The 18,438-nt window shown below is 70.7% G+C and carries 19 protein-coding genes and 1 pseudogene; 7 read left to right on the top strand and 13 right to left on the bottom strand.

The window, feature by feature from the left end; genetic code table 11:
• Positions 1-307: 307 nt before the first annotated feature.
• The 5 genes and pseudogenes from C1A38_RS13600 to C1A38_RS13575 all read left to right on the top strand — a co-directional run bounded on the left by C1A38_RS13600 (position 308) and on the right by C1A38_RS13575 (position 4,165).
• Positions 308-1,069: a helix-turn-helix domain-containing protein gene (locus C1A38_RS13600; RefSeq protein WP_102658189.1), complete on the top strand. Its 762-nt coding sequence runs from the start codon at positions 308-310 to the stop codon at positions 1,067-1,069.
• Positions 1,066-1,656: pseudogene (locus C1A38_RS32400) on the top strand (hypothetical protein); the annotation flags it as partial. The gene C1A38_RS13600 and the pseudogene C1A38_RS32400, both read left to right, overlap by 4 nt.
• Before the next feature lie 561 nt (positions 1,657-2,217).
• On the top strand, positions 2,218-2,532 hold the full coding sequence (locus tag C1A38_RS13585) for a DUF2516 family protein (RefSeq protein WP_013736126.1): 315 nt from the start codon (positions 2,218-2,220) through the stop codon (positions 2,530-2,532).
• A complete protein-coding gene (locus C1A38_RS13580) occupies positions 2,529-3,416 on the top strand; it encodes an alpha/beta fold hydrolase (RefSeq protein ID WP_102658197.1) in 888 nt (295 codons plus the stop codon). Before C1A38_RS13585 ends, C1A38_RS13580 begins: the two co-directional genes overlap by 4 nt.
• Positions 3,417-3,427: 11 nt before the next feature.
• The gene (locus tag C1A38_RS13575) at positions 3,428-4,165 is read left to right on the top strand and encodes an alanyl-tRNA editing protein (protein WP_102658188.1); all 738 of its coding nucleotides are present in this window, start codon (positions 3,428-3,430) and stop codon (positions 4,163-4,165) included.
• Positions 4,166-4,198: 33 nt separating this feature from the next.
• Here C1A38_RS13575 and C1A38_RS13570 read toward each other — a convergent pair whose 3' ends face one another.
• The 6 genes from C1A38_RS13570 to C1A38_RS13545 all read right to left on the bottom strand — a co-directional run bounded on the left by C1A38_RS13570 (position 4,199) and on the right by C1A38_RS13545 (position 9,516).
• Positions 4,199-4,879 carry a nucleotidyltransferase domain-containing protein gene (locus C1A38_RS13570; RefSeq protein WP_102658187.1) on the bottom strand — a complete coding sequence of 227 codons (681 nt, stop codon included), beginning with the start codon at positions 4,877-4,879 and terminating at the stop codon, positions 4,199-4,201.
• Positions 4,880-4,961: 82 nt separating this feature from the next.
• Positions 4,962-5,945, bottom strand: coding sequence for a helix-turn-helix transcriptional regulator (locus C1A38_RS13565; protein WP_102658186.1), 984 nt, complete (start codon positions 5,943-5,945; stop codon positions 4,962-4,964).
• Positions 5,946-5,947: 2 nt separating this feature from the next.
• The gene (locus C1A38_RS13560) at positions 5,948-6,589 is read right to left on the bottom strand and encodes a response regulator (RefSeq protein ID WP_102658185.1); all 642 of its coding nucleotides are present in this window, start codon (positions 6,587-6,589) and stop codon (positions 5,948-5,950) included.
• A complete protein-coding gene (locus tag C1A38_RS13555) occupies positions 6,586-7,851 on the bottom strand; it encodes a sensor histidine kinase (RefSeq protein WP_102658184.1) in 1,266 nt (421 codons plus the stop codon). The genes C1A38_RS13560 and C1A38_RS13555 overlap by 4 nt, the downstream gene beginning before the upstream one ends.
• Positions 7,852-7,862: 11 nt before the next feature.
• A complete protein-coding gene (locus C1A38_RS13550; protein ID WP_102658183.1) occupies positions 7,863-8,597 on the bottom strand; it encodes an ABC transporter permease in 735 nt (244 codons plus the stop codon).
• Between the two features lie 10 nt (positions 8,598-8,607).
• Positions 8,608-9,516: an ABC transporter ATP-binding protein gene (locus tag C1A38_RS13545; RefSeq protein WP_102658182.1), complete on the bottom strand. Its 909-nt coding sequence runs from the start codon at positions 9,514-9,516 to the stop codon at positions 8,608-8,610.
• 164 nt (positions 9,517-9,680) lie between these two features.
• Between C1A38_RS13545 and C1A38_RS13540 the strand changes: the two genes are divergently transcribed.
• Both C1A38_RS13540 and C1A38_RS13535 read left to right on the top strand, forming a co-directional pair.
• Complete coding sequence (locus C1A38_RS13540) at positions 9,681-10,457, top strand: EI24 domain-containing protein (RefSeq protein WP_102658181.1); 777 nt, start codon at positions 9,681-9,683, stop codon at positions 10,455-10,457.
• Between the two features lie 3 nt (positions 10,458-10,460).
• Positions 10,461-10,976, top strand: a complete 516-nt coding sequence (locus C1A38_RS13535; protein ID WP_102658180.1) for an O-acetyl-ADP-ribose deacetylase — start codon at positions 10,461-10,463, stop codon at positions 10,974-10,976.
• A gap of 140 nt (positions 10,977-11,116) precedes the next feature.
• Here the strand turns inward: C1A38_RS13535 and C1A38_RS13530 are convergent, their stop codons facing one another.
• The 7 genes from C1A38_RS13530 to C1A38_RS13500 all read right to left on the bottom strand — a co-directional run bounded on the left by C1A38_RS13530 (position 11,117) and on the right by C1A38_RS13500 (position 18,319).
• Complete coding sequence (locus tag C1A38_RS13530; protein ID WP_102658179.1) at positions 11,117-12,070, bottom strand: putative endonuclease domain-containing protein; 954 nt, start codon at positions 12,068-12,070, stop codon at positions 11,117-11,119.
• A gap of 72 nt (positions 12,071-12,142) precedes the next feature.
• Complete coding sequence (locus C1A38_RS13525) at positions 12,143-12,553, bottom strand: RidA family protein (RefSeq protein WP_102658178.1); 411 nt, start codon at positions 12,551-12,553, stop codon at positions 12,143-12,145.
• 107 nt (positions 12,554-12,660) lie between these two features.
• Positions 12,661-13,668 (bottom strand): LacI family DNA-binding transcriptional regulator, encoded by a 1,008-nt coding sequence (locus C1A38_RS13520; RefSeq protein WP_102658177.1) that lies wholly within the window; start codon positions 13,666-13,668, stop codon positions 12,661-12,663.
• Positions 13,669-13,687: 19 nt separating this feature from the next.
• Entirely contained in the window at positions 13,688-15,061 is a 1,374-nt protein-coding gene (locus C1A38_RS13515) for a GH1 family beta-glucosidase (protein ID WP_102658176.1), read from the bottom strand.
• Positions 15,058-15,891, bottom strand: a complete 834-nt coding sequence (locus C1A38_RS13510) for a carbohydrate ABC transporter permease (RefSeq protein ID WP_102658175.1) — start codon at positions 15,889-15,891, stop codon at positions 15,058-15,060. The genes C1A38_RS13515 and C1A38_RS13510 overlap by 4 nt, the downstream gene beginning before the upstream one ends.
• Positions 15,888-16,895, bottom strand: coding sequence for a carbohydrate ABC transporter permease (locus C1A38_RS13505; protein WP_102658174.1), 1,008 nt, complete (start codon positions 16,893-16,895; stop codon positions 15,888-15,890). The genes C1A38_RS13510 and C1A38_RS13505 overlap by 4 nt, the downstream gene beginning before the upstream one ends.
• A 116-nt stretch (positions 16,896-17,011) precedes the next feature.
• A complete protein-coding gene (locus tag C1A38_RS13500) occupies positions 17,012-18,319 on the bottom strand; it encodes an ABC transporter substrate-binding protein (RefSeq protein WP_102658173.1) in 1,308 nt (435 codons plus the stop codon).
• Positions 18,320-18,438 lie beyond the last annotated feature (119 nt).

The following is an 18,438-nucleotide window of genomic DNA, read 5'->3' as shown; positions in this document are numbered from 1 at the left end:
CTGGTAACCCCACCCCCTCCCTACCCCACTCCTTCACCGCCCCGCCCATGGCGCTGTCCGCCCGCGCCATGTGGTCCGTGCGCCCCTGTTGCCCGCGATCTTGCACTTTTGGTCGCTGGCTCGCGCTTTTTATGGCGTTTTGTCCCGACGGAAAGTGCAAGATCGCGGGTGCGGGTGCGGGTGCGGGTGCGGAGTGTGAGTGTGGGGTTTTGGGGGTGAGGGTGGCGGTTTGGGGTGGGGAGTGAGGCTGCTAACTGTGGCTAGCGGTTTGCTTGCAGGTGCTAGCGGGCCGAGCTAGCGTTGAGTCATGGCCACTTCCAAAGACCTTCCCGACGTCGGCGGGTTCATTCGTGACCTGCGGCGGAACGCGAAGATCTCGTTGCGGCAGCTTGCCGAGCAGGCCGGGGTCAGCAATCCCTACCTGAGCCAGATCGAGCGAGGGCTGCGTCGACCAAGTGCCGAGGTGCTCCAGCAACTCGCCAGCGCGCTGCGGGTCTCCACGCCGGCGATGTATCTGCGGGCCGGCCTGCTTGATGACAAGGAGGGCCAGGGCGTGCTGGCTGCCATCGCGGTCGATCAGGACCTGACGATGGCGCAGAAGCAGTCCCTCACCCAGATCTACGAAACCTTCCGCCGGGAGAACGCCCGGCTCGCGGAGGCCACCGCTGCCGCGACCGATGCTGCGCCGGGTGGACCGGCCACCGCCACCCCGGACGGCACCGCCACCCCGGACGGCACCGCCACCCCGGACGGCACCGCCACCCCGGACGGCACCGCCAACCCAGACGGAACTGCCGCCACTGCCGGGTCCGCTCCGGTCGGCCCTGTCGACGGTACGGACACCGCCACCGGCGGCGAGGAGATTGCGCCGATCACCGCGCCCGACGTGGCCAACCTGGCCGCGACCGGCCCCACCACCCCTGAGGGCACACCGACCGAGGCCGTCCTTGAATCGGTCGCCGTGACCGAGGCGGGTCCCGCTCCGGCACCGGCCCGCCCCCCTGCCAAGAAGGCCGCCCGCAAGGTGGTCCGCAAGGCCGCCGTCGCGGCCGAAGAGGAGAAGTCGTGACCCAGCCGAAGACGAACCGTATCCCCGCTCCGATCTACGCTGCCGCCGGTGCCGGTGACCTCGCCCTGGAGCAGCTGCGCAAACTGCCCGCGGTGGTCGCCGAGCTGGGCGAACGGGTCGCCAGTGACGGCAGCCGAGTCGCCAACGACCTGGGCGGCAAGGCCGTCGTGGCCGGGTTCGAGCTGCGCCAGAAGGCCAACGAGAAGCTGCGCGACGCCAACCTGACCGCCGAGTCGCTGCGGCGCAACGCCGACCTCAACCGCCTGCGCGAGGCTGCCGACCTCAACCGCCTGCGCGAGGCCGCCGATCTCAAGCGCCTGCGTGAGGCTGCCGACTTCAACCGTCTTCGGGAGGCGGCCGACCTGGATCGGCTGCGGGAGAGCGCCGACTTCAACAGGTTGCGTGAGGCTGCCGATCTGGACCGGCTGCGTGGCCTGGCGGCCCGTAACGCCGCCGTGGTCGTCGCCGGCGCCCAGGCCGCGCAGGAGCGCGCGATGGCCGTCTACAGCAAGCTCGTGACCCGAGGCGAGCGGGCGGTCGGCACCGGCGTGCTGGAGGCCGCCGACACGGTCAACGCCGACATCGAGGCCACCCAGGCCAGCGTGCAGGCCGCGCCCGCCCTGACCGAGGCCGCCGAGACGACCGAGACCGCCGCCAAGGCCAAGGCCGCCGCCCCGACCGGGGTCGCCGAGACGACCGAGACCGCCGCCAAGACCAAGGCCGCCGCCCCGACCGGGGCCGCCGCGACCGGGGCTGTCGCTGCGGCCGGGACCGCCGTGACGACTGAGGCCGCCGCTACGACCAAGCCGGCCGCGACGAAGAAGACGACCCCGGATACGACGAAGAAGCCGGCTACGACGAAGAAGCCGGCTGCGACGAAGAAGCCGGCCGCCGGTGTCGAGTCGGCCGAGGTGCCGAGCCCGGCCGAGGTTGCCGAGATCGCACAGGCCAAGCCGGCCGCTGCCAAGAAGGCCACCCGCGCCAAGGCGACGACCCGGCAGCCGGCCGCCAAGCGGACGGCAACCCCGTCGGCGAAGCTGCCCGGAGCCACCAAGCGGACCCGTCCGGCCGCCGAGTGACCACCTGCCGACGACCCCGGTGACCGTCCTGTCGGACGGATCCGGGGTCGTCGGCATAAGCTTGCCGTCATGGCCTACGCCGCGCCGATCTTCGCCTTCGATGTTCGCCTCGTGATCGACCTGATCCTGTTCGTGTTCGCACTGATCGTGCAGGGGGTCGCGCTCGTGCACGCCATCACGCAGCGCTCCGACGCCTTCCCCGCCATCGGCACTCTGCCCAAGGGTGGCTGGATCGCGATTCTCGCGGTCACTCTCCTGCTGACTCTGCTCACCCAGACCACGCTCAGCATCTTCGGGCTGATCGGCATCGCGGCGGCCCTGATCTATCTGCTCGACGTCCGGGTCGGCCTACGCGAACTGGGTGACAACAGAGGATCGTGGTGAGGGCTTTCCGCTGGCCACCACCACCTGACGGTGGGCCTCGCACCTGGGGGCCCGGCCCGGGTGGGCCACGCAGCGGACGGCCGGCGTTACCCGAGCCGGACACCGAGCTGATCGCCACGCCGCACGGCGTACGGCTGGAGCGGCTGGTCACCGGCACCGGTGATCCGGTCACCGTGTTCGCTCACGGGCTGGGCAACGGCATCGCCGTCACCCGTCCCTTCGGCAGCGGCGTCACCGGCCGCAAGGTCTTCTTCCAGTTCCGTGGACACGGTCGCTCGGACGCGCCGGAAGGTCTGTGGAGCTATCTCGACCTGTCCCGGGATCTGCGGGCGGTCGCCGATCTGTCCGGTGCGACCCGGGCGTTCGGCGCCAGTCTCGGCGCGGGTGCCCTGTGCCGGCTGCTCGTCGAGAGCCCGGAACGCTTCGAGCGGCTCATCTTCTTCCTGCCTGCGGCGCTCGACCAGCCGCGAGCCCCGGTCGCCCGGACCCGGCTGCTCGAACTGCTGTCCGCAGTGGAGAGTGGGGACGCCTCGGCGGTGGCCGAGGTGGTCGCGGCGGAGATGCCACCGGCGGTACGCAACACGCCGGCCGGTTGGGCGTACCTGCGGCAGCGGCTCGATCACCTGCTGCGCGACGGTCTCGCCGCAGGCCTGGCCGATCTGCCCGGTCAGGCACCCGTCACCGATGCCGGGGCGCTCGGTGCGGTCACCGCTCCGGCGCTGATCATCGCCTGCGAGGGCGACGACCTGCATCCCGTGGAGGTCGCCGAGCAGCTTGCGGCCGCGCTGCCCCGGGCGACCCTGCACCGGTACGCCCGCCCCGGGGTGCTCTGGACGGAACGCGCCGACGTGCGGGCCCGGATCTCCGAGTTCCTCAACGGGTAGCCTGCCCTGTCATGGGCGTCACACACCATGGCCGTACGCACCGGCTCGATCTTGCTGATCCCAGCCTGCGCGAGTGGCAGTGCACGGTGCTGCACAGCGACCCCGAGCAGGGCATCGTGCTCGACCGCTCGGCGTTCTACCCGGGTGGCGGCGGGCAGCCGCCGGATCACGGCGTACTGCTCTGGCAGGGGGTGCAGACCCGGGTCGTGGGCACCCGCAAGGCCGACGACCTGTGGCTGATCCCCGCCGAGGGTGACCCGTTGCCGCCGACGGGCACCACCGTCACCGGTGCGGTGGAGGACGATCGGCGGACCTGGCTGATGCGTACCCATTCGGGGTTGCATGTGCTCTGTGGGGTGGTGTTCCGCGACTTCGGTGCCCTGGTCACCGGCGGCAACATGGAACCCGGCGAGGCCAGGATGGACTTCAACCTGCCCGAGGTGCCGTCGGACTTCAAGAGTCGGATCGAGGAACTGGTGAACGCGGAGGTGACCGCCGACCGCGCGGTCGCCACCCGGGTGCTGCCGCGCGCGGAGGCGCTGGCCCTGCCGGACATCATCCGTACCCAGTCGAATCTGATCCCGCCCGACGAGGCGGAGGTCCGCATCGTCGACATCGTCGGGTTGGACGTGCAGGCCGACGGGGGTACGCACGTCGCCTCCACCGCCCAGATCGGCAAGGTGCGGGTGGTCAAGGTGGAGAGCAAGGGCCGGGCCAACCGTCGGGTCCGCATCCGCCTGGCCGACTGACCCGGGTCGGACCGACCCGGCAGGTGTGCCCGGTCAGCGGGGCAGGTGGGCGGCGCGGACGTCGAGCAGCCAGCGCTCCACCGGTTCCTCGTCCGGCCGGTCGGGCAGTGGTGTCCGGATCCGGTCGAAGTCGAGTTCGGCCTCGGCGAGCAGGGTGCGTGCCTCGTCCAGCGCGCCCTCGGCGACCCGGTCCCCGAAGCTGCGGAACCACTCCGGGTCGGCGAGCCGGATCTCCAGTATCCCGGTGGCGTAGAGCAGTCGGCCCTGGTGGACCAACCGGGCCAGGTGCCGGGCGTGCTTCGCGGTGCGCCGCCGGGTCTCCGACGAGAAGGTCCCGTCACCCCGGGACTCCAGCTTGCGGAACTGCTGGGCGGCGTAGCCGAGGTAGGCCTCGCGGACCCGGGGTGCACTGAGGAACGCCGACCGGATGCCGATCAGTCGCTCACCGAACTCGGTACGGGTCTCGTAGCAGTCGTCGGGGAGCCAGGCCAGCTCGCTGGCGGTCGGATTGCCGCTCAACGCCAGCCGGCACCACTTGCGGGCCTCGTGCAGGGTGGTGTCCGGGTCGGTGGTGACCACCGACTCGCGCGGCGGGTGCAGGCCGTGGAAGGCGACAGTGGGCGCGGCGAAAACGCCGATCCGGTCGACGTCCGAGCCCGGCCCCGCCAGCCCGTACGCCACCGAGCCGACGATGCCGGAGAGCAGCAGGTGCATGCGGGGAGCATGACGGATCACCTGTCGTCCGCGAAACCTGACGTCGGTTGTCAGGTGTCGCTGGCGGAGTCAGCAGCGGGGGTCAGCGGTCGCCGGGGGCGGTGTAGAGGGCGGCGGCGCGGGCCGCCGCCTCGGCCAGCCGGGCGCGCAGGTCGGGCGGGTCGAGCACCTCCACCTCCGGGCCCAGCCCGAGCAGTTGGGTGTACGCCACGTCGACGGACTCGACGGGCAGCCGGGTCGTGACCCAGCCCTGCTCGTCGGGCTCGCCGGCGGCGGCGACCGCCTCGGCGTACCCGAACGGGATGTCGCTGCGGTGCTTGAGCTGGCGCAGGCCGGCGGGGCTCAGCCGGATCCGCACCTCGGCCCGCAGCATGCTCCGCAGGAACGCCTCCGCCTGTGCGTGCCAGTACGCCGGCAGGTCGAAGTCCGGTTCCCGGTCGAAGGTCTCCTCGTGCGGCTCGACAGCGACGATCCGGTCCACCCGGTAGGTGCGCAGGTCCGCGTCGACCTGGCCGACGAGGTACCAGATGCCGCTCTTGAGGACCAGACCGTACGGGTGGACCCGCCGGGTCACCTCCTGATCGCCACGCCGGTAGTGCAGGGTCACCACCCGGTCCCGCCAGACCGCGCCGGCCAGGTCGGCCAGCCACGGCGGTGGGGCGTGCTGCGCGTACCAGCCGGGCACGTCCAGGTGGAACCGTTGCCCGGTGCGCGTCGGTGCGTCGCGCAGGCTCGGCGGCAGCGCGGCCAGGACCTTCAACTCGGCCGCGGCGACCGCGTCGGCCAACCCCATGTCCCCGGCCGGTCCGGGCAACCCGGCGAGGAAGAGCGCCTCGGCCTCGTCCCGGGTCATCCCGGTCAGCCGGGTCCGGTAGCCGCCGAGCAGCCGGTAACCGCCGGCCCGCCCCCGGTCGGCGTAGACCGGCACCCCGGCGGCGGAGAGCGCCACGATGTCCCGGTACACCGTCCGCTCGGATACCTCCAACTCCCGGGCCAGTTCCGCCGCCGTCATCGCCTCCCGCGCCTGCAACAGCAGCAGCAACGAGATCAGCCGCGCGGCCCGCACGGTCAGCGTCCGCCGGGGGTCAGCAGACCCCTGTCGTACGCGACGGCCACGGCGGCGGCCCGGTCGTTGACCCCGAGCTTGGCGTACACGTGCAGCAGGTGGGTCTTGACGGTGGCCTCGCTGATGAACAGTTGGGCGGCGGCCTCCCGGTTCGTCGAGCCGCGCGCCACCAGGGTGAGCACCTCCAGTTCCCGGTGGCTCAGCGGCTCCTCGGCCGGGGCGCGCAGCCGGCCCATCAGCCGACCCGCCACGGCGGGGGAGAGCACCGACTCGCCCCGAGCGGCGGCGCGTACCGCCCGAACCAGTTCGTCGCGGGGGGCGTCCTTGAGCAGGTAGCCGGTGGCGCCGGCCTCGATCGCCGGCAGCACATCCGTGTCCGTGTCGTACGTGGTCAGCACCAGCACCTTCGCCGTGCTGTCCGAGCGGACCAGCCGACCGATCGCGGTCACCCCGTCCATGCCGGGCATCCGCAGGTCCATCAGCACCACGTCGGGACGGTGCCGGGCGGCCAACGCCAGCGCCTCGGCGCCGTCGGCCGCCTCGCCCACCACCTCGAACCCGGGATCACCTGTGAACATGCCGCGTAGCCCGTCCCGCACCACCGGATGGTCGTCGACGATCAGCAGGCGTACCGGATCGGTCACCCCACACCCCCCGGCAGGGCCGGTACGGACGCGGAGATCGCGGTCCCGCCGCCCGGCTCGGACTCCACATCGAGGCGGCCCCCGACCTCGGTGACCCGTTGCCGCATGGCAGTCAGCCCGTAGCCGCCGTCCGGCTTCGGTGCGGCAGCCTCGGCGTCGAAGCCGGTGCCGTCGTCCCGGACGTCCAGGGTCACCACATCCGACATGTAGGACAGGGTCAGCCCCACCCGGGTGGCGGCGGCGTGCCGGGCCACGTTGGCCAACGCCTCCTGGGCGGCCCGCAGCAGGGTCACCTCGACCTCCGGATGCAGCGGCCGAGGGGTGCCTGTGGTGTTGACCTCGGCCCGTACGCCGTGCCGGGCCGACCAGCGTCCACCCAGCTCGGTCAGGGCATCGGGCAGCCGGGCGGCCTCCAGCGGCTCCGGACGGATCGCGCGGACCGAGCGACGGGCCTCGGTGAGGCTCTCCCGGGCCAGCGCCAGCGCATTGTCCACATGCCGCCGCCAGTCACCGGAACGGTCGCGGGTCTGCTCGGCCGCCTCCAACTGGGTGATGATGCCGGTGAGCCCCTGCGCCAGGGTGTCGTGGATCTCCCGGGCCATCCGCTGCCGTTCGTCGAGCACCCCGGCCTCCCGGGCCTGGGTGACGAGTTGGGCGTGCAGACCCTCGTTCTCCCGTACCGTCTCGGTGAGCTGGCGGTTCGCGGCGGCCAACTCGGCCACCAGCCGCTTGCGTTTCTCGCCCTGGTGCTCGGAAACGTAGGTGAACCAGCTGACCGCCCCGGCGATCGTCACGTTGAAGATCACCATCACCAGCCAGATCGCCCAGTGCGACGACACAACCGGTAGGCCGCCGCTCTGCGAGGTGGCGAGCAGCACGGCGGTGACGACCACCCCGGCGATCCGCCACCTGCCGGGCAGGAAGAAGGCGTGCACATATCCGATCCAGGCGAAGAAGCCGTACCACGGACTGGCGACCACCAGCACGGCGGCGAATGCGAGCAGCCCGAGGTAGTAGACCGTCATCAGCGCACGCCGGCTCTGCCAGCGCGGGTGCAGGGTGATGAACCAGGCGATCCAGCAGGCAGCGGCCACGGCGACGGTCAGGGTGGCCGCCAACGGGATACTGCGCGGCGTCGGCGCGAAGACGGCCAGCACAGTGCCGACGATCAGCCCTCCGAAGGGCAGTACCCGCCAGACATTCGCTTCCCGGACCTGCCAGGCATCCATTCGGTCGTCGGGTCGGTCGCCGCTGCTGGTCATCGGATCCCCGCCTACTGCCAGCGGAACAGTTTCGTCGCGAGAGCACCGGCGGCCACCGCGACCACCGCCATTATCACCAGATGCAGCGGGTGCGGTGCGGTGCCCGTCCAGGCATCCAGCAGGGCCTGTACTCCGGGCGGGGCGTAGGCGCCGATCTCGGCGATGAAGTCGGGCAGCAGGAACCTCGGCAGGTACACGCCGCCGAAGAACATCACCACCATGAACACCGGTACGGTCAGCGCCTGGGCCGACCTGGCGGTGGGCGCGACCGCCGCCACGAGCAGTCCCAGCGCGAGCAGTGCCGCGGTGCCGAGGACCAGGGCGGCGGCGAAGCCGAGCGGATGCTGCGGCAGCGGTACGCCGAACGCCAGCCGGGCCACCATGGCGAGCAGCACCGCGCTGATCAGAATGCCGATCAGCGCCAGCACCAGTTGGGCCAGCAGCAGGGCCAGCGGGCTGGCCGGGGTGGTGGCCAGCCGGCGCAGGATGCCGCGCTCCCGATAGGTGGCCAGCACGGTGGGCAGGACGTTCACGCCGACCATCGCCAGGGTGACCACCAGCAGGGACGGAGTGAAGTAGGTGATGAAGGACTGCCCGCCGAGATCCGCAGTGGGCTGGCGGAGGGTGGGGATGAGTCCGAGGACCACCAGGATCAGGGTGGGCAGTGCGATGGTGAGCACCATCGTCGAGGTGTCCCGCAGGTAGAGCCGTGCCTCGGTCTTGAGGATCTGGCTGAAGGCGTGCATGGCGTTCCCCTCAGTCGGTGAGCCGGCGCCCCGTCAGCTCGACGAACGCGTCGTCCAACGTGGCCTGCTCCAGCCGCAGGTCGGCGGCGATGATCTGGTTACGGGCGAGGACGGAGGTGACCGCGTGCAGCACGTCACCGGTGCCGGTCACCACCACCTGGGTGCCGCTGCGGGTCACCGAGGTCACCTGCGGCAACCCGGTGAGGAGTTGATCGTCGAGCGGAGTGGACGGGCGGAACCGGATCCGTTGCTCGGGTACCACGGCCGAGACCAGCCCGGCCGGGCTGTCCAACGCCATCACCCGCCCCTTGTCGATCACGGCGAGCCGGTCGCAGAGCCGCTCGGCCTCCTCCATGAAGTGGGTGACCAGCACGATCGTCACGCCGCGATCCCGGACCCGCTCGATCAGACTCCAGGTGTCCCGGCGGGCCTGCGGATCCAACCCGGTGGTCAACTCGTCCAGGATGGCGATCTTCGGGTTGCCGACCAGCGCCAGCGCGATGGAGAGCCGTTGCTTCTGGCCGCCGGAGAGCTTGTCGTACGGGGTGTTGCGCTTCTCGCCGAGCCCCAACTCGTCGATGAGTTGGGCCGGGTCCGCCGGGTCGCGGTAGAACGAGGCGTACATTTCCAGCGCCTCGGCCACCCGGAGCCGGTCCGGCAACCGGCTCTCCTGTAGCTGCACCCCCACCAGGTGGCGCAGCCGGGTGGCGTCCCGGCGAGGGTCCAGCCCGAGGACGGACACCTCGCCCCCGTCGGGGACGCGCAACCCGGCGACACACTCCACGGTGGTGGTCTTGCCCGCACCGTTCGGGCCGAGGACGCCGAAGATCTCGCCCGCCGCGACGTCGAACGACACATCCTGCACCGCCACCGTCTCGCCGTACCGCTTGTGCAGGTGGGACACCTCGATCACCGGCATCGCATCGCCCTTCGCTCGGTTACCCGTACAGCGTCGCCGCGGCGGGCCGGTACGGGATCGACCAGCTGTAGACGATCTCGTTCGGCTCCGGTTGACCCGAACGATCCGTCGATCGGTTGATGTGCTGGCCGGTGACTAGGCTCAGCGGCGTGAACGTTTCCGAGATGTCCGGCACCGCCACGAGCACCGCGCGGCGGTTCGCCGATGGTGCCGGGTTCCTGCTGCGTGGCATCGGGCTGTACGTACGCAATCCCGGTCTGATGCTGCTCGGCGTGGTGCCGGCGCTGATCTCCGGCGTGCTGTTCCTGGCCGCGTACGCCATCCTGGTCGCCTTCGTCGGCGACCTGGCCACGGCGGTGACCCCCTTCGCCGACGACTGGTCGACGGCGGCCCGCAGGGTGGTCCGGGTGATCGCCGGCCTGGCCGTCCTCGGCCTCGGTGGCCTGCTCGCCGTGCTCACCTTCACCGCCGTCACCCTGGTCATCGGCGACCCGTTCTACGAGAAGATCTCCGAGCGGGTGGAGCAGCGGTACGGCGGCGCGCCCGACGCGGTCGAGGTGCCGTTCTGGGCGTCCCTGCGGCGCAGCGCCGCCGACTCGATCCGGCTGGTCGCCCTGGCGGCGCTGTTCGGCATTCCGCTGTTCGCGGCCGGGTTCATTCCGCTGCTCGGCCAGACGGTGGTACCGGTGATCGGTGCCGCCGTCGGAGGTTGGCTGCTCGCCGTGGAACTTGTCGGCGCGCCCTTCTACCGGCGCGGCAAGGGGTTGCGGGAGCGTCGGGCAGCGCTGAAGGTCGACCGTCCCACCGCGCTCGGCTTCGGGATGGCGGTCTTCGTCTGCTTCCTGATCCCGCTCGGCGCGGTGCTGCTCATGCCGGCCGCGATCGCCGGTGCCACCCTGCTCGCCCGCCGTGCCCTCGGCCAACCCGTCACGGAGGACTGACCCGTGGACATCACCCTGGTCGAGGGAGACATCACCGCCGAACGGGTGGACGCGGTGGTCAACGCCGCCAATTCGTCACTGCTCGGCGGCGGTGGAGTGGACGGTGCCATCCACCGCCGGGGCGGCCCGGCGATCCTCGCCGAATGCCGGGCGCTGCGCGCCTCCAGCTACGGCCGGGGCCTGCCGACCGGCCAGGCCGTCGCGACCACCGCCGGTGACCTGCCGGCCCGCTGGGTGGTGCACACCGTCGGCCCGGTCTGGTCGGCCACCGAGGACCGCTCGGCGCTGCTGCGCGACTGCTACACCAACAGCCTCGCCGTCGCCGACGACCTGGGCGCGGTCACCATCGCCTTCCCGCTGATCTCCGCCGGCGTCTACGGCTGGCCGGTCGCCGACGCGGTCCGCCAGGCCCTGACGGTGCTGCGTGCGGCCACCCCGACCAACCTCACCGAGGCCCGGCTGGTCCTCTTCGGCCCCGACACCCACGCCACCGCCAAGCAGGTCCACGCGACCCCCTGACCCGCCGCGGCTCGCTCTCTCGGCCCGCGCCAGCCTGACCCGACCGCTCCCGCCCGTTCGCCGCCCGGCACCACGTGACTGGGTGCGTTTGTTGTTGCCAGGGCGACAAGAAGTGCACCCAAAGCGAGTGGCATTGATGATCATCCTGGCCAACCGGCTGCGGCGAGGGCGGCGCGGAGTTGCGCCGCGACCTCGTCTGGGCGGTGCCGGATGTCGAAGGCGGTGAACCGCAGGATGCGGTCGCCCTCGATCCAGATCCGGTTCTGTCGACGCAGATCGGCGGCCCAGTGTCGGGCGTCCATGTGATGTCCACCGTCGACCTCGACGTGTAGCCGCCACTGCGGCCAGTACGCGTCCAGGTAGCGCAGCCGCCCGTCGGTGTCCCGGCGTTGCTGCTGCGCCTGTGGTGCAGGCAGCCCGTACCGCCGACACAGCCGGACCAGATCGATCTCGGACAGCGCCTCCGCACCGCCGGCGATGTCGTTGATCGTCTCCCTGATCAGCCTGCGCCGCCCGGCCCGAGGCATCCGATCCAGGACCGCTGCAAGTTCCGCCGGTGTCACCCGCCGTTGCTGACATCCCGCCGCCAGGAGCTGCTGCGCTTCGTCGTCGGTACGCACCCATTGCGCTGCGTCCACGAGGGCCCGTGCCACCGCCGTACGGTCGGGCCGGCCACGCTGCCGATCCTCGGCCAACAGGTGCCGTGCACGTCGTACCCGTACCGCAGGTAGGCCGAGCGGCAGACGGCGCAGTAGATCTGCCTGCCGTCGCTGGTGGGGGACCAACACGTCAACGGTCTCGTAGCGCCACTTGCCCTGCAGGCCGCCAGCCGTCGCCGCCGCGAGCCCGGCGAGCACTGCACCCGGCCCGGCGGCCAGCACCGCAGCCCACCACTGCTGCTCCCGGCGGTACGGCTCGCCGGGCGGTGCGGCACGGAGAATGCCGCGGCACACCCTGCCCCACCGGCCGGTCGCCAGCAGGTGCCGCACCTTCGCCGGAGTCAGTTCGGCGGTCGCCTGCGCCCAGCTCAACATCCCCGATTGCTCGAACAGCAACCACTCCATCGCATCCGCATCGTCGCTCGGCATCCGCATCGATCGATTGCAGCGCAATGTGGGTGCATTTGTTGTCCCTGGGACGACAACAAATGCACCCAGAGGGCGGGTTCAGGAGGCGGGGATGGCGGCGATCGCCTCGACCTCGACGAGTTGGTCGCGGTAGCCGAGCACGGTCACCCCGAGCAGGGTGCTGGGGGCGTCGTGGTCGCCGAAGGCCGCCCGTACCACCTCCCAGACCGTGACCAGGTCCTCCTGGCGGGTGGAGGCCACGTACACGGTGCTCTTGACGACGTCGGCGAGCGTGGCGCCGGCGGCGGCCAGGGCGGTCTCCAGGTTGGCCATCACCTGCCGGGCCTGGGCCGCGTGGTCGCCGGGAGCGACGGTCCGGCCCTCGGCGTCGAGTGGGCAGGCGCCCGCGGTGAAGACCAGGCGGGCACCGGGTTCCACGGTGGCCAGATAGGCGTACGGGGCGACGTCGGCGAGCGCGGGAACGGGCAGCAGGCGAACCGGGTGGGACATGCGGGGCAGGCTAGCCGCCCACCGAGCCGGGTGCCAGGCGATAAGTGTTTGTTAATAAGGGGCCCTTGCTCTACCGGAGGCGTTAACAAGGTGCCCTTCCTTACACCTCAGGCGGAGTCGCGGAGGATGAGTTCGGTGGGGAGGATGAGGGCGGGTTCGACCTCCTCGCCGGCCGCGAGGCGCAGCAGCAGACGGGTGCCCTGCCGGCCGAGTTCCACGATCGGCTGCCGCACGGTGGTCAGCGGCGGCTCGGTGTACGCGGCGGTCTCGATGTCGTCGAAACCGATCACCGCGACGTCCTGCGGCACCCGCCGTCCCGCCTCGCGCAGGGTACGCAGGGCGGCGTGCGCCATCAGGTCAGATGCGGCGAAGACGGCGTCCAGGTCGGGGTGGGCGGTGAGCAGTTCCCGCATCGCCGCCGCACCGGACTCCCGGGTGAAGTCGCCGACCGCCACCATCTGCGGCAGCCCGGCGGCGGCCACCGTGTCCCGGTAGCCGGCCAGCCGTTCGATGCCGGCGACCATGTCCTGCGGCCCGGCGATGGTGGCGATGCGTCGCCGACCGGTGTCGATCAGGTGGCGTACCGCCTTGGTCACCCCGGCGACCTGGTCGACGTCGACGTACGGCACGTTCGCGCCGTCGAGGGGCCGGCCGCTGCACACCACCGGGATGCCCAGCGCGGCGAGCTTGGCGGGCAGCGGGTCGGCACCGTGCAGCGAGGCGAACAGCACCCCGTCGACGTGCCGTCCGGTGGTGTACCGCTCGACCCGTTCGTGCCCGGCCGGCGAGCCGGCCAGCATCAGCACCAACTGCTTGTCGGCGGCCTCCAACTCCTGGGCTGCGCCCCGGATGATGCCGGGGAAGACCTGGTCGTCGGAGAAGACCCGGGTCGCCTCCTCCGGCATCACCAGGGCGATCGAGTCGGTCCGCTGGGTGACGAGGGAGCGGGCGGCGAGGTTCGGCACGTACCCCAGTTCGGCCACCGCCTGGCGGACCGCCTCCCGGATCGGCTCGGCGACCGTGGTGGAACCGTTCACCACCCGGGAGACGGTGGCCCGGGACACTCCGGCCCGCCGCGCCACCGCTTCCAGAGTGGGCCGTTGCGCGCCCGTCATCGGAGAAACCACCGCCTCGTCACAGCCCGTTCCGGGAGATCACCTCCTGGTACCACCGGGCGCTGGACTTCGGTGTACGCCGCTGCGTGAGGTAGTCGACGTGCACGATGCCGAACCGCTTGCGGTACCCCTCGGCCCACTCGAAGTTGTCCAGCAATGACCATACGAGATAGCCGCGCAGGTCGACGCCCCGGGCGATGGCCTCGTGCGCGGCACGCAGGTGCCCGTCGAGGTACGCGATCCGGTCCTCGTCGCGCACCTGGCTGGTCCCGTCCGAGCTGCCCTTGTCCGGAAACGCCGCGCCGTTCTCGGTGATCATCAGCGGCACCGGCGGATAGTCGGTGGCGATGCGTTCCAGCAGCCGGGTCAGCCCGGCCGGTTCGATCATCCAGCCCATGTCGGTGAGCGGGCCGACCGGCGGCAGGAACTCCACCGCTGCTGCCGTGCCCGGGTACGCGCCGCCGCCACCCGCGCCGTCCGGTCGCCCGGCGACGTAGGTCGGCGCGTAGTAGTTGATCCCGAGCAGGTCGATCGGCGCCGCGATGGTCTTCTCGTCGCCGTCGACGACGAACACCGGCTCGACGATCCGGGCCACGTGCTCACGGACGTCGTCGGGGTAGCCGCCGACCAGCAGCGGATCCAGGAAGATCCGGTTGTGCAGGCCGTCGACCAGGCGTACCGCGTCGGCGTCGGCGGCGCTCTCCGCGTCGGCGGGGCGTACGTCCGCCGGGTTGAGGGTGATGCCGACCCGCTCGGCACCGCCCGCGCGCAGCGCCTGCGTGGCCAGGCCGTGCGCCAGCAGCAGGTGGTGCACGGCGCTGAAGGCGGCACCCGGGTCCTGCACCCCGGGGGCGTGTACGCCGTTGCCGTAGCCGAGGTACGCCGAGCACCAGGGCTCGTTGAGCGTGGTCCAGGTGCCGATGCGGTCACCGAGCCGGGCGTACACGGCGGCGGCGTAGGTGGCGAAGTGCTCGGCGGTCTCCCGCGCCGTCCAACCACCCCGGTCCTGCAACGTCTGCGGCAGGTCCCAGTGGTAGAGGGTGACGATCGGGTCGATCCCCCGACCCAGCAGCGCGTCGGTCAGCCGGTCGTAGAAGTCCAGGCCGCGCGGGTTGACCGGGCCGCTGCCGTCGGGCTGGATCCGGGGCCAGGAAACCGAGAAACGGTACGCCTGCAGGCCCAGCTCGGCCATCATCGCCACGTCGTCGGCGTACCGGTGGTAGTGGTCGCAGGCGACGTCGCCGGTGTGCCCGGCGTACACCTTGCCCGGTGTGCGGCTGAAGGTGTCCCAGATCGACTCCCCGCGCCCGTCGTCGCGGGCCGCCCCCTCGATCTGATAGGCGGCCGTCGCCGCCCCCCACAGGAAATTCTCCGGGAACCGGATTCCACTCACGATTTGACCGCACCTTCCATGATTCCGCCGATGATCTGCCGTCCGAACAGTACGAACACCAGCAGCAGCGGCAGCGTGGCGATTGCCGTACCGGTGAACACCTGGGACATGTCCTGGTAGTAGCCGTCGGACAGGGCCCGCAGGGACAACTGCACGGTGGGGTTCTCCGGATCGTTGAGCACCGCGTACGGCCACAGGAAATCATTCCAGGTGGTCATGAACGTGAGTAGCCCGAGCACCGCGATGGCCGGCCGCAACGCGGGCAGCACCACGTTCCAGTAGATCCGGGCGGTGCCGCAGCCGTCCACCCGCGCCGCCTCGATCAGTTCGGTGCTGATCGCCTGGCCGGCGTACTGCCGCATCATGAACACACCGAAGCCGGTGACCAGGACGGGCAGGATCACCGCGGGCAGCCGGTCGTTGAGGTTCAGCTTCGTCATCAGCATGTACAGCGGGATGATGCCGAGCTGGGTGGGCACCATCATCGTCGCGATGATGATCATCAGCAGCGCGTTGCTGCCCCGGAAGCGCAGCTTGGCGAAGGCGAACCCGGCCAGCGAGGAGAAGAACACCACCGAGACGGTGACCGTGATCGCCACGATCGCCGAGTTGATCAGACCGGTCAGGAAGTACGCGTCGGTGTTGGCGAACAGTCGGGAGATGTTGGCGCCCAGGTTGCCGCCCGGCGTGACCGGCGGCGGCAGTTGCCCCATCGCGTCGCTGGAGCGGCTGGCCACCACGAACATCCAGTAGATCGGGAAGACCGACAAACCTCCGGCGGCGACAAGCGCGAAGTACGTCAGCGGGCTCGCCCGCCACAGCCGGCTCATCGGAACCCTCCCTTTCGCTTGGCCTCCGGCGGTCGGGCGGAGGAACCGAGCCGGCGGATGATCAGTACGTTGATCGCGGCGACGATGGCGATCAGGGCGAACAGCAGCCAGGCCACCGCCGAGCCGTAGCCGAAGTTGTAGTACGGCGCGAAGGCGTTCTCGAACATGTACATGGTCATCGTCTGCGACTCGCGCAGCGGCCCGCCCCGGATCGCGTTGGTGCCGGAGTGGAACAGCCGGGGCTCGGTGAACAGTTGCAGCCCGCCGATTGTGGAGATGATGACGCAGAAGATGATCGTCGGCTTGAGCAGCGGTACGGTGACCGACCAGAACTGTCGGGCCCGGTTCGCGCCGTCGATCGCCGCCGCCTCGTACAGGTCGCGGGGGATGGCCTGCATGGCGGCCAGGAAGATCAGGGCGTTGTAGCCGGTCCACCGCCAGTCGACCATGGTGGAGATGGCCACCCAGGAGGCGAACCGGTTGGACTTCCACTCGATCCCGTCGATGCCGACCAGGTCGAGCAGCCAGTTGATCATGCCGAACTCGCGGCCGAACAGCACCCCGAAGACGATCGCCACGGCGGCGGTGGAGGTCACGTTGGGCACCAGCACCGCCATCCGCCAGCCGGTACGCATCCGCAGTTGCCGGTTGAGCAGGTTGGCCAGCCAGAGCGCCAGCAGCAGCTGCGGCACCGTACTGAGGAGGAAGATGCCGAGGGTGTTGACCACCGAGTGCCAGAAGTCGCTGTCGGCCAGCAGTCGGGTGTAGTTGTCCGCGCCGACGAATGTGGGATTGCTGCCCAGCAGGTCCCAGTCGTGCAAGGAAACCCAGAAGGTGTACGCCAGCGGCCAGGCCCCGAAGATCGCGAAGATCACGAAGAACGGGGCGATGTAGAGGTAGGGCGAGTACTTCGCGTCGATCCGGCTGAGCCGGCCGGCCCGCGACAGTCGGGACCGGCCCGGTGTCGGCGCGGTCGGCGGTCGCGCGTCGAGCTGCAACGCCATGACCCGTTGACTCCTTTCCACGCCCCCGCCCCGCGCCGATCCAGGCCGGTGGCCACGCACGCTCGGCGAGCGTGGCGGGCCTGGATCGGCGGCGGGGGTGGAGGCCGTCGGGCCGGTTACTTGGCGGCGGCCTTCTTGGCGTTGTTGACGGCGTCCTGCCAGCCCTGCTCGGGCGTACGCTGTCCCAGCTCGACGGTGCGGACGGCGTTCTCGACCTCGGTGCGTACCGCCTGGTTCTTCGGGCCCATGTAGACCGGCTGCAACGTCTTCGCGCCCTCACCGAAGATCGTCCCGATCGGCGCACCGGAGAAGTACGCGTTGGTGGCCTCGGCGATGGCGGGGTCGCTCAGCGCCTGCGGCGAGGACGGCAGCGGGCCCTTGACCTTGAAGGCACCGATCTGGCCCTGCGGGCTGGTCAGGAACTTGGCCAGCTTGATGGCCTCTTCCTTGTGCTTGCTCTGCGCCGGCACGGCCAGGTGCGAGCCGCCCCAGTTGCCGCCGTCGCCGGGCACCCGGGCGATGTCCCACTTTCCGCTGGCCTCCGCGCCGGCGTTGCCCTCGATCACCCCGGTCATCCACGCCGGGCAGGCGATGGTGGCGAACTTGGACTGCTTGAAGGCCGAGACCCACTCCTCCGACCAGGAGCCGTACTTGCCGGACAGGCCGGCACCGATGATCTTCATGGTGGTGTCCCAGGCCTGCTTGACCGCCGGGTTGCTGTCCACCACCAGGTTGTTGCTGGTGTCGTAGTAGTGGTGGCCCTGCGCCTTGCCAGCGGTCTGCAGCACGATGGTGTTGAACGTGTTGGTCGCCGCGTCCAGGAACGACGCGCCGGTGTCTGCCGCCTTGAACCGCTCGCCGACCGCGATGTAGTCCTCCCAGGTCGGCCAGAGCTTGGAGACCTCGTCGCGCTCGGTGGGCAGCCCCGCCTTGGCGAACAGGTCGGTGCGGTAGCACATCGCCATGCCGCCCACGTCCGTGCCGAGCCCGATCAGCTTCTGCCCGTCGGCGGTCAGCCCCTGGTTCCACTTCCACTCCAGGAAGTTGCCCTTGAGCTCGGCGGCCCCGTGGTCGAGCAGGTTGACGAAGTTGTCCGGGTTGGCCTTGTACTCGACCATCAGACCTTCTTCGATGGCGACGATGTCACCGGCGCCCTTGCCCGCGGCGAGCCACTGGGTCAACTTCGGCGAGTACTCGTCGAGGTTGCCGCCGGTGCCCCGCTCGACGATCTTCACGCCCGGGTTGGCGTCCATGTACTCCTGGTAGAGCTGTTCGTAGCCGAACTGTCCGAAGACGTCGACGGTAAGCGTTATCTGGCCGTCGCCGGCGGCGTCGTCCTCGCTGGCGCAGCCGCTGGTGGCGAGTAGCGCACCAACGGTTGCCAAGGCGACCGCCGCAAGGCGATGGCGCGGAAAAGTGGCCATGGTCTGGTGACCCCTCTCAGTGGGTGAGTGGTGGTGGATGAGTCTGAGAGCGCTCTCACGTAGCCTGCGTCCCCCGCCGGGGCGTGTCAAGAGAGCGCTCTCTCGGCTGGGGTCACAGA

Source organism: Verrucosispora sp. ts21, assembly GCF_002879555.1.
GTDB lineage: Bacteria > Actinomycetota > Actinomycetes > Mycobacteriales > Micromonosporaceae > Micromonospora > Micromonospora gifhornensis.
Note: the sequence above shows the minus strand (reverse complement) of the source record. Positions and strands in the feature narration are given on the sequence as shown.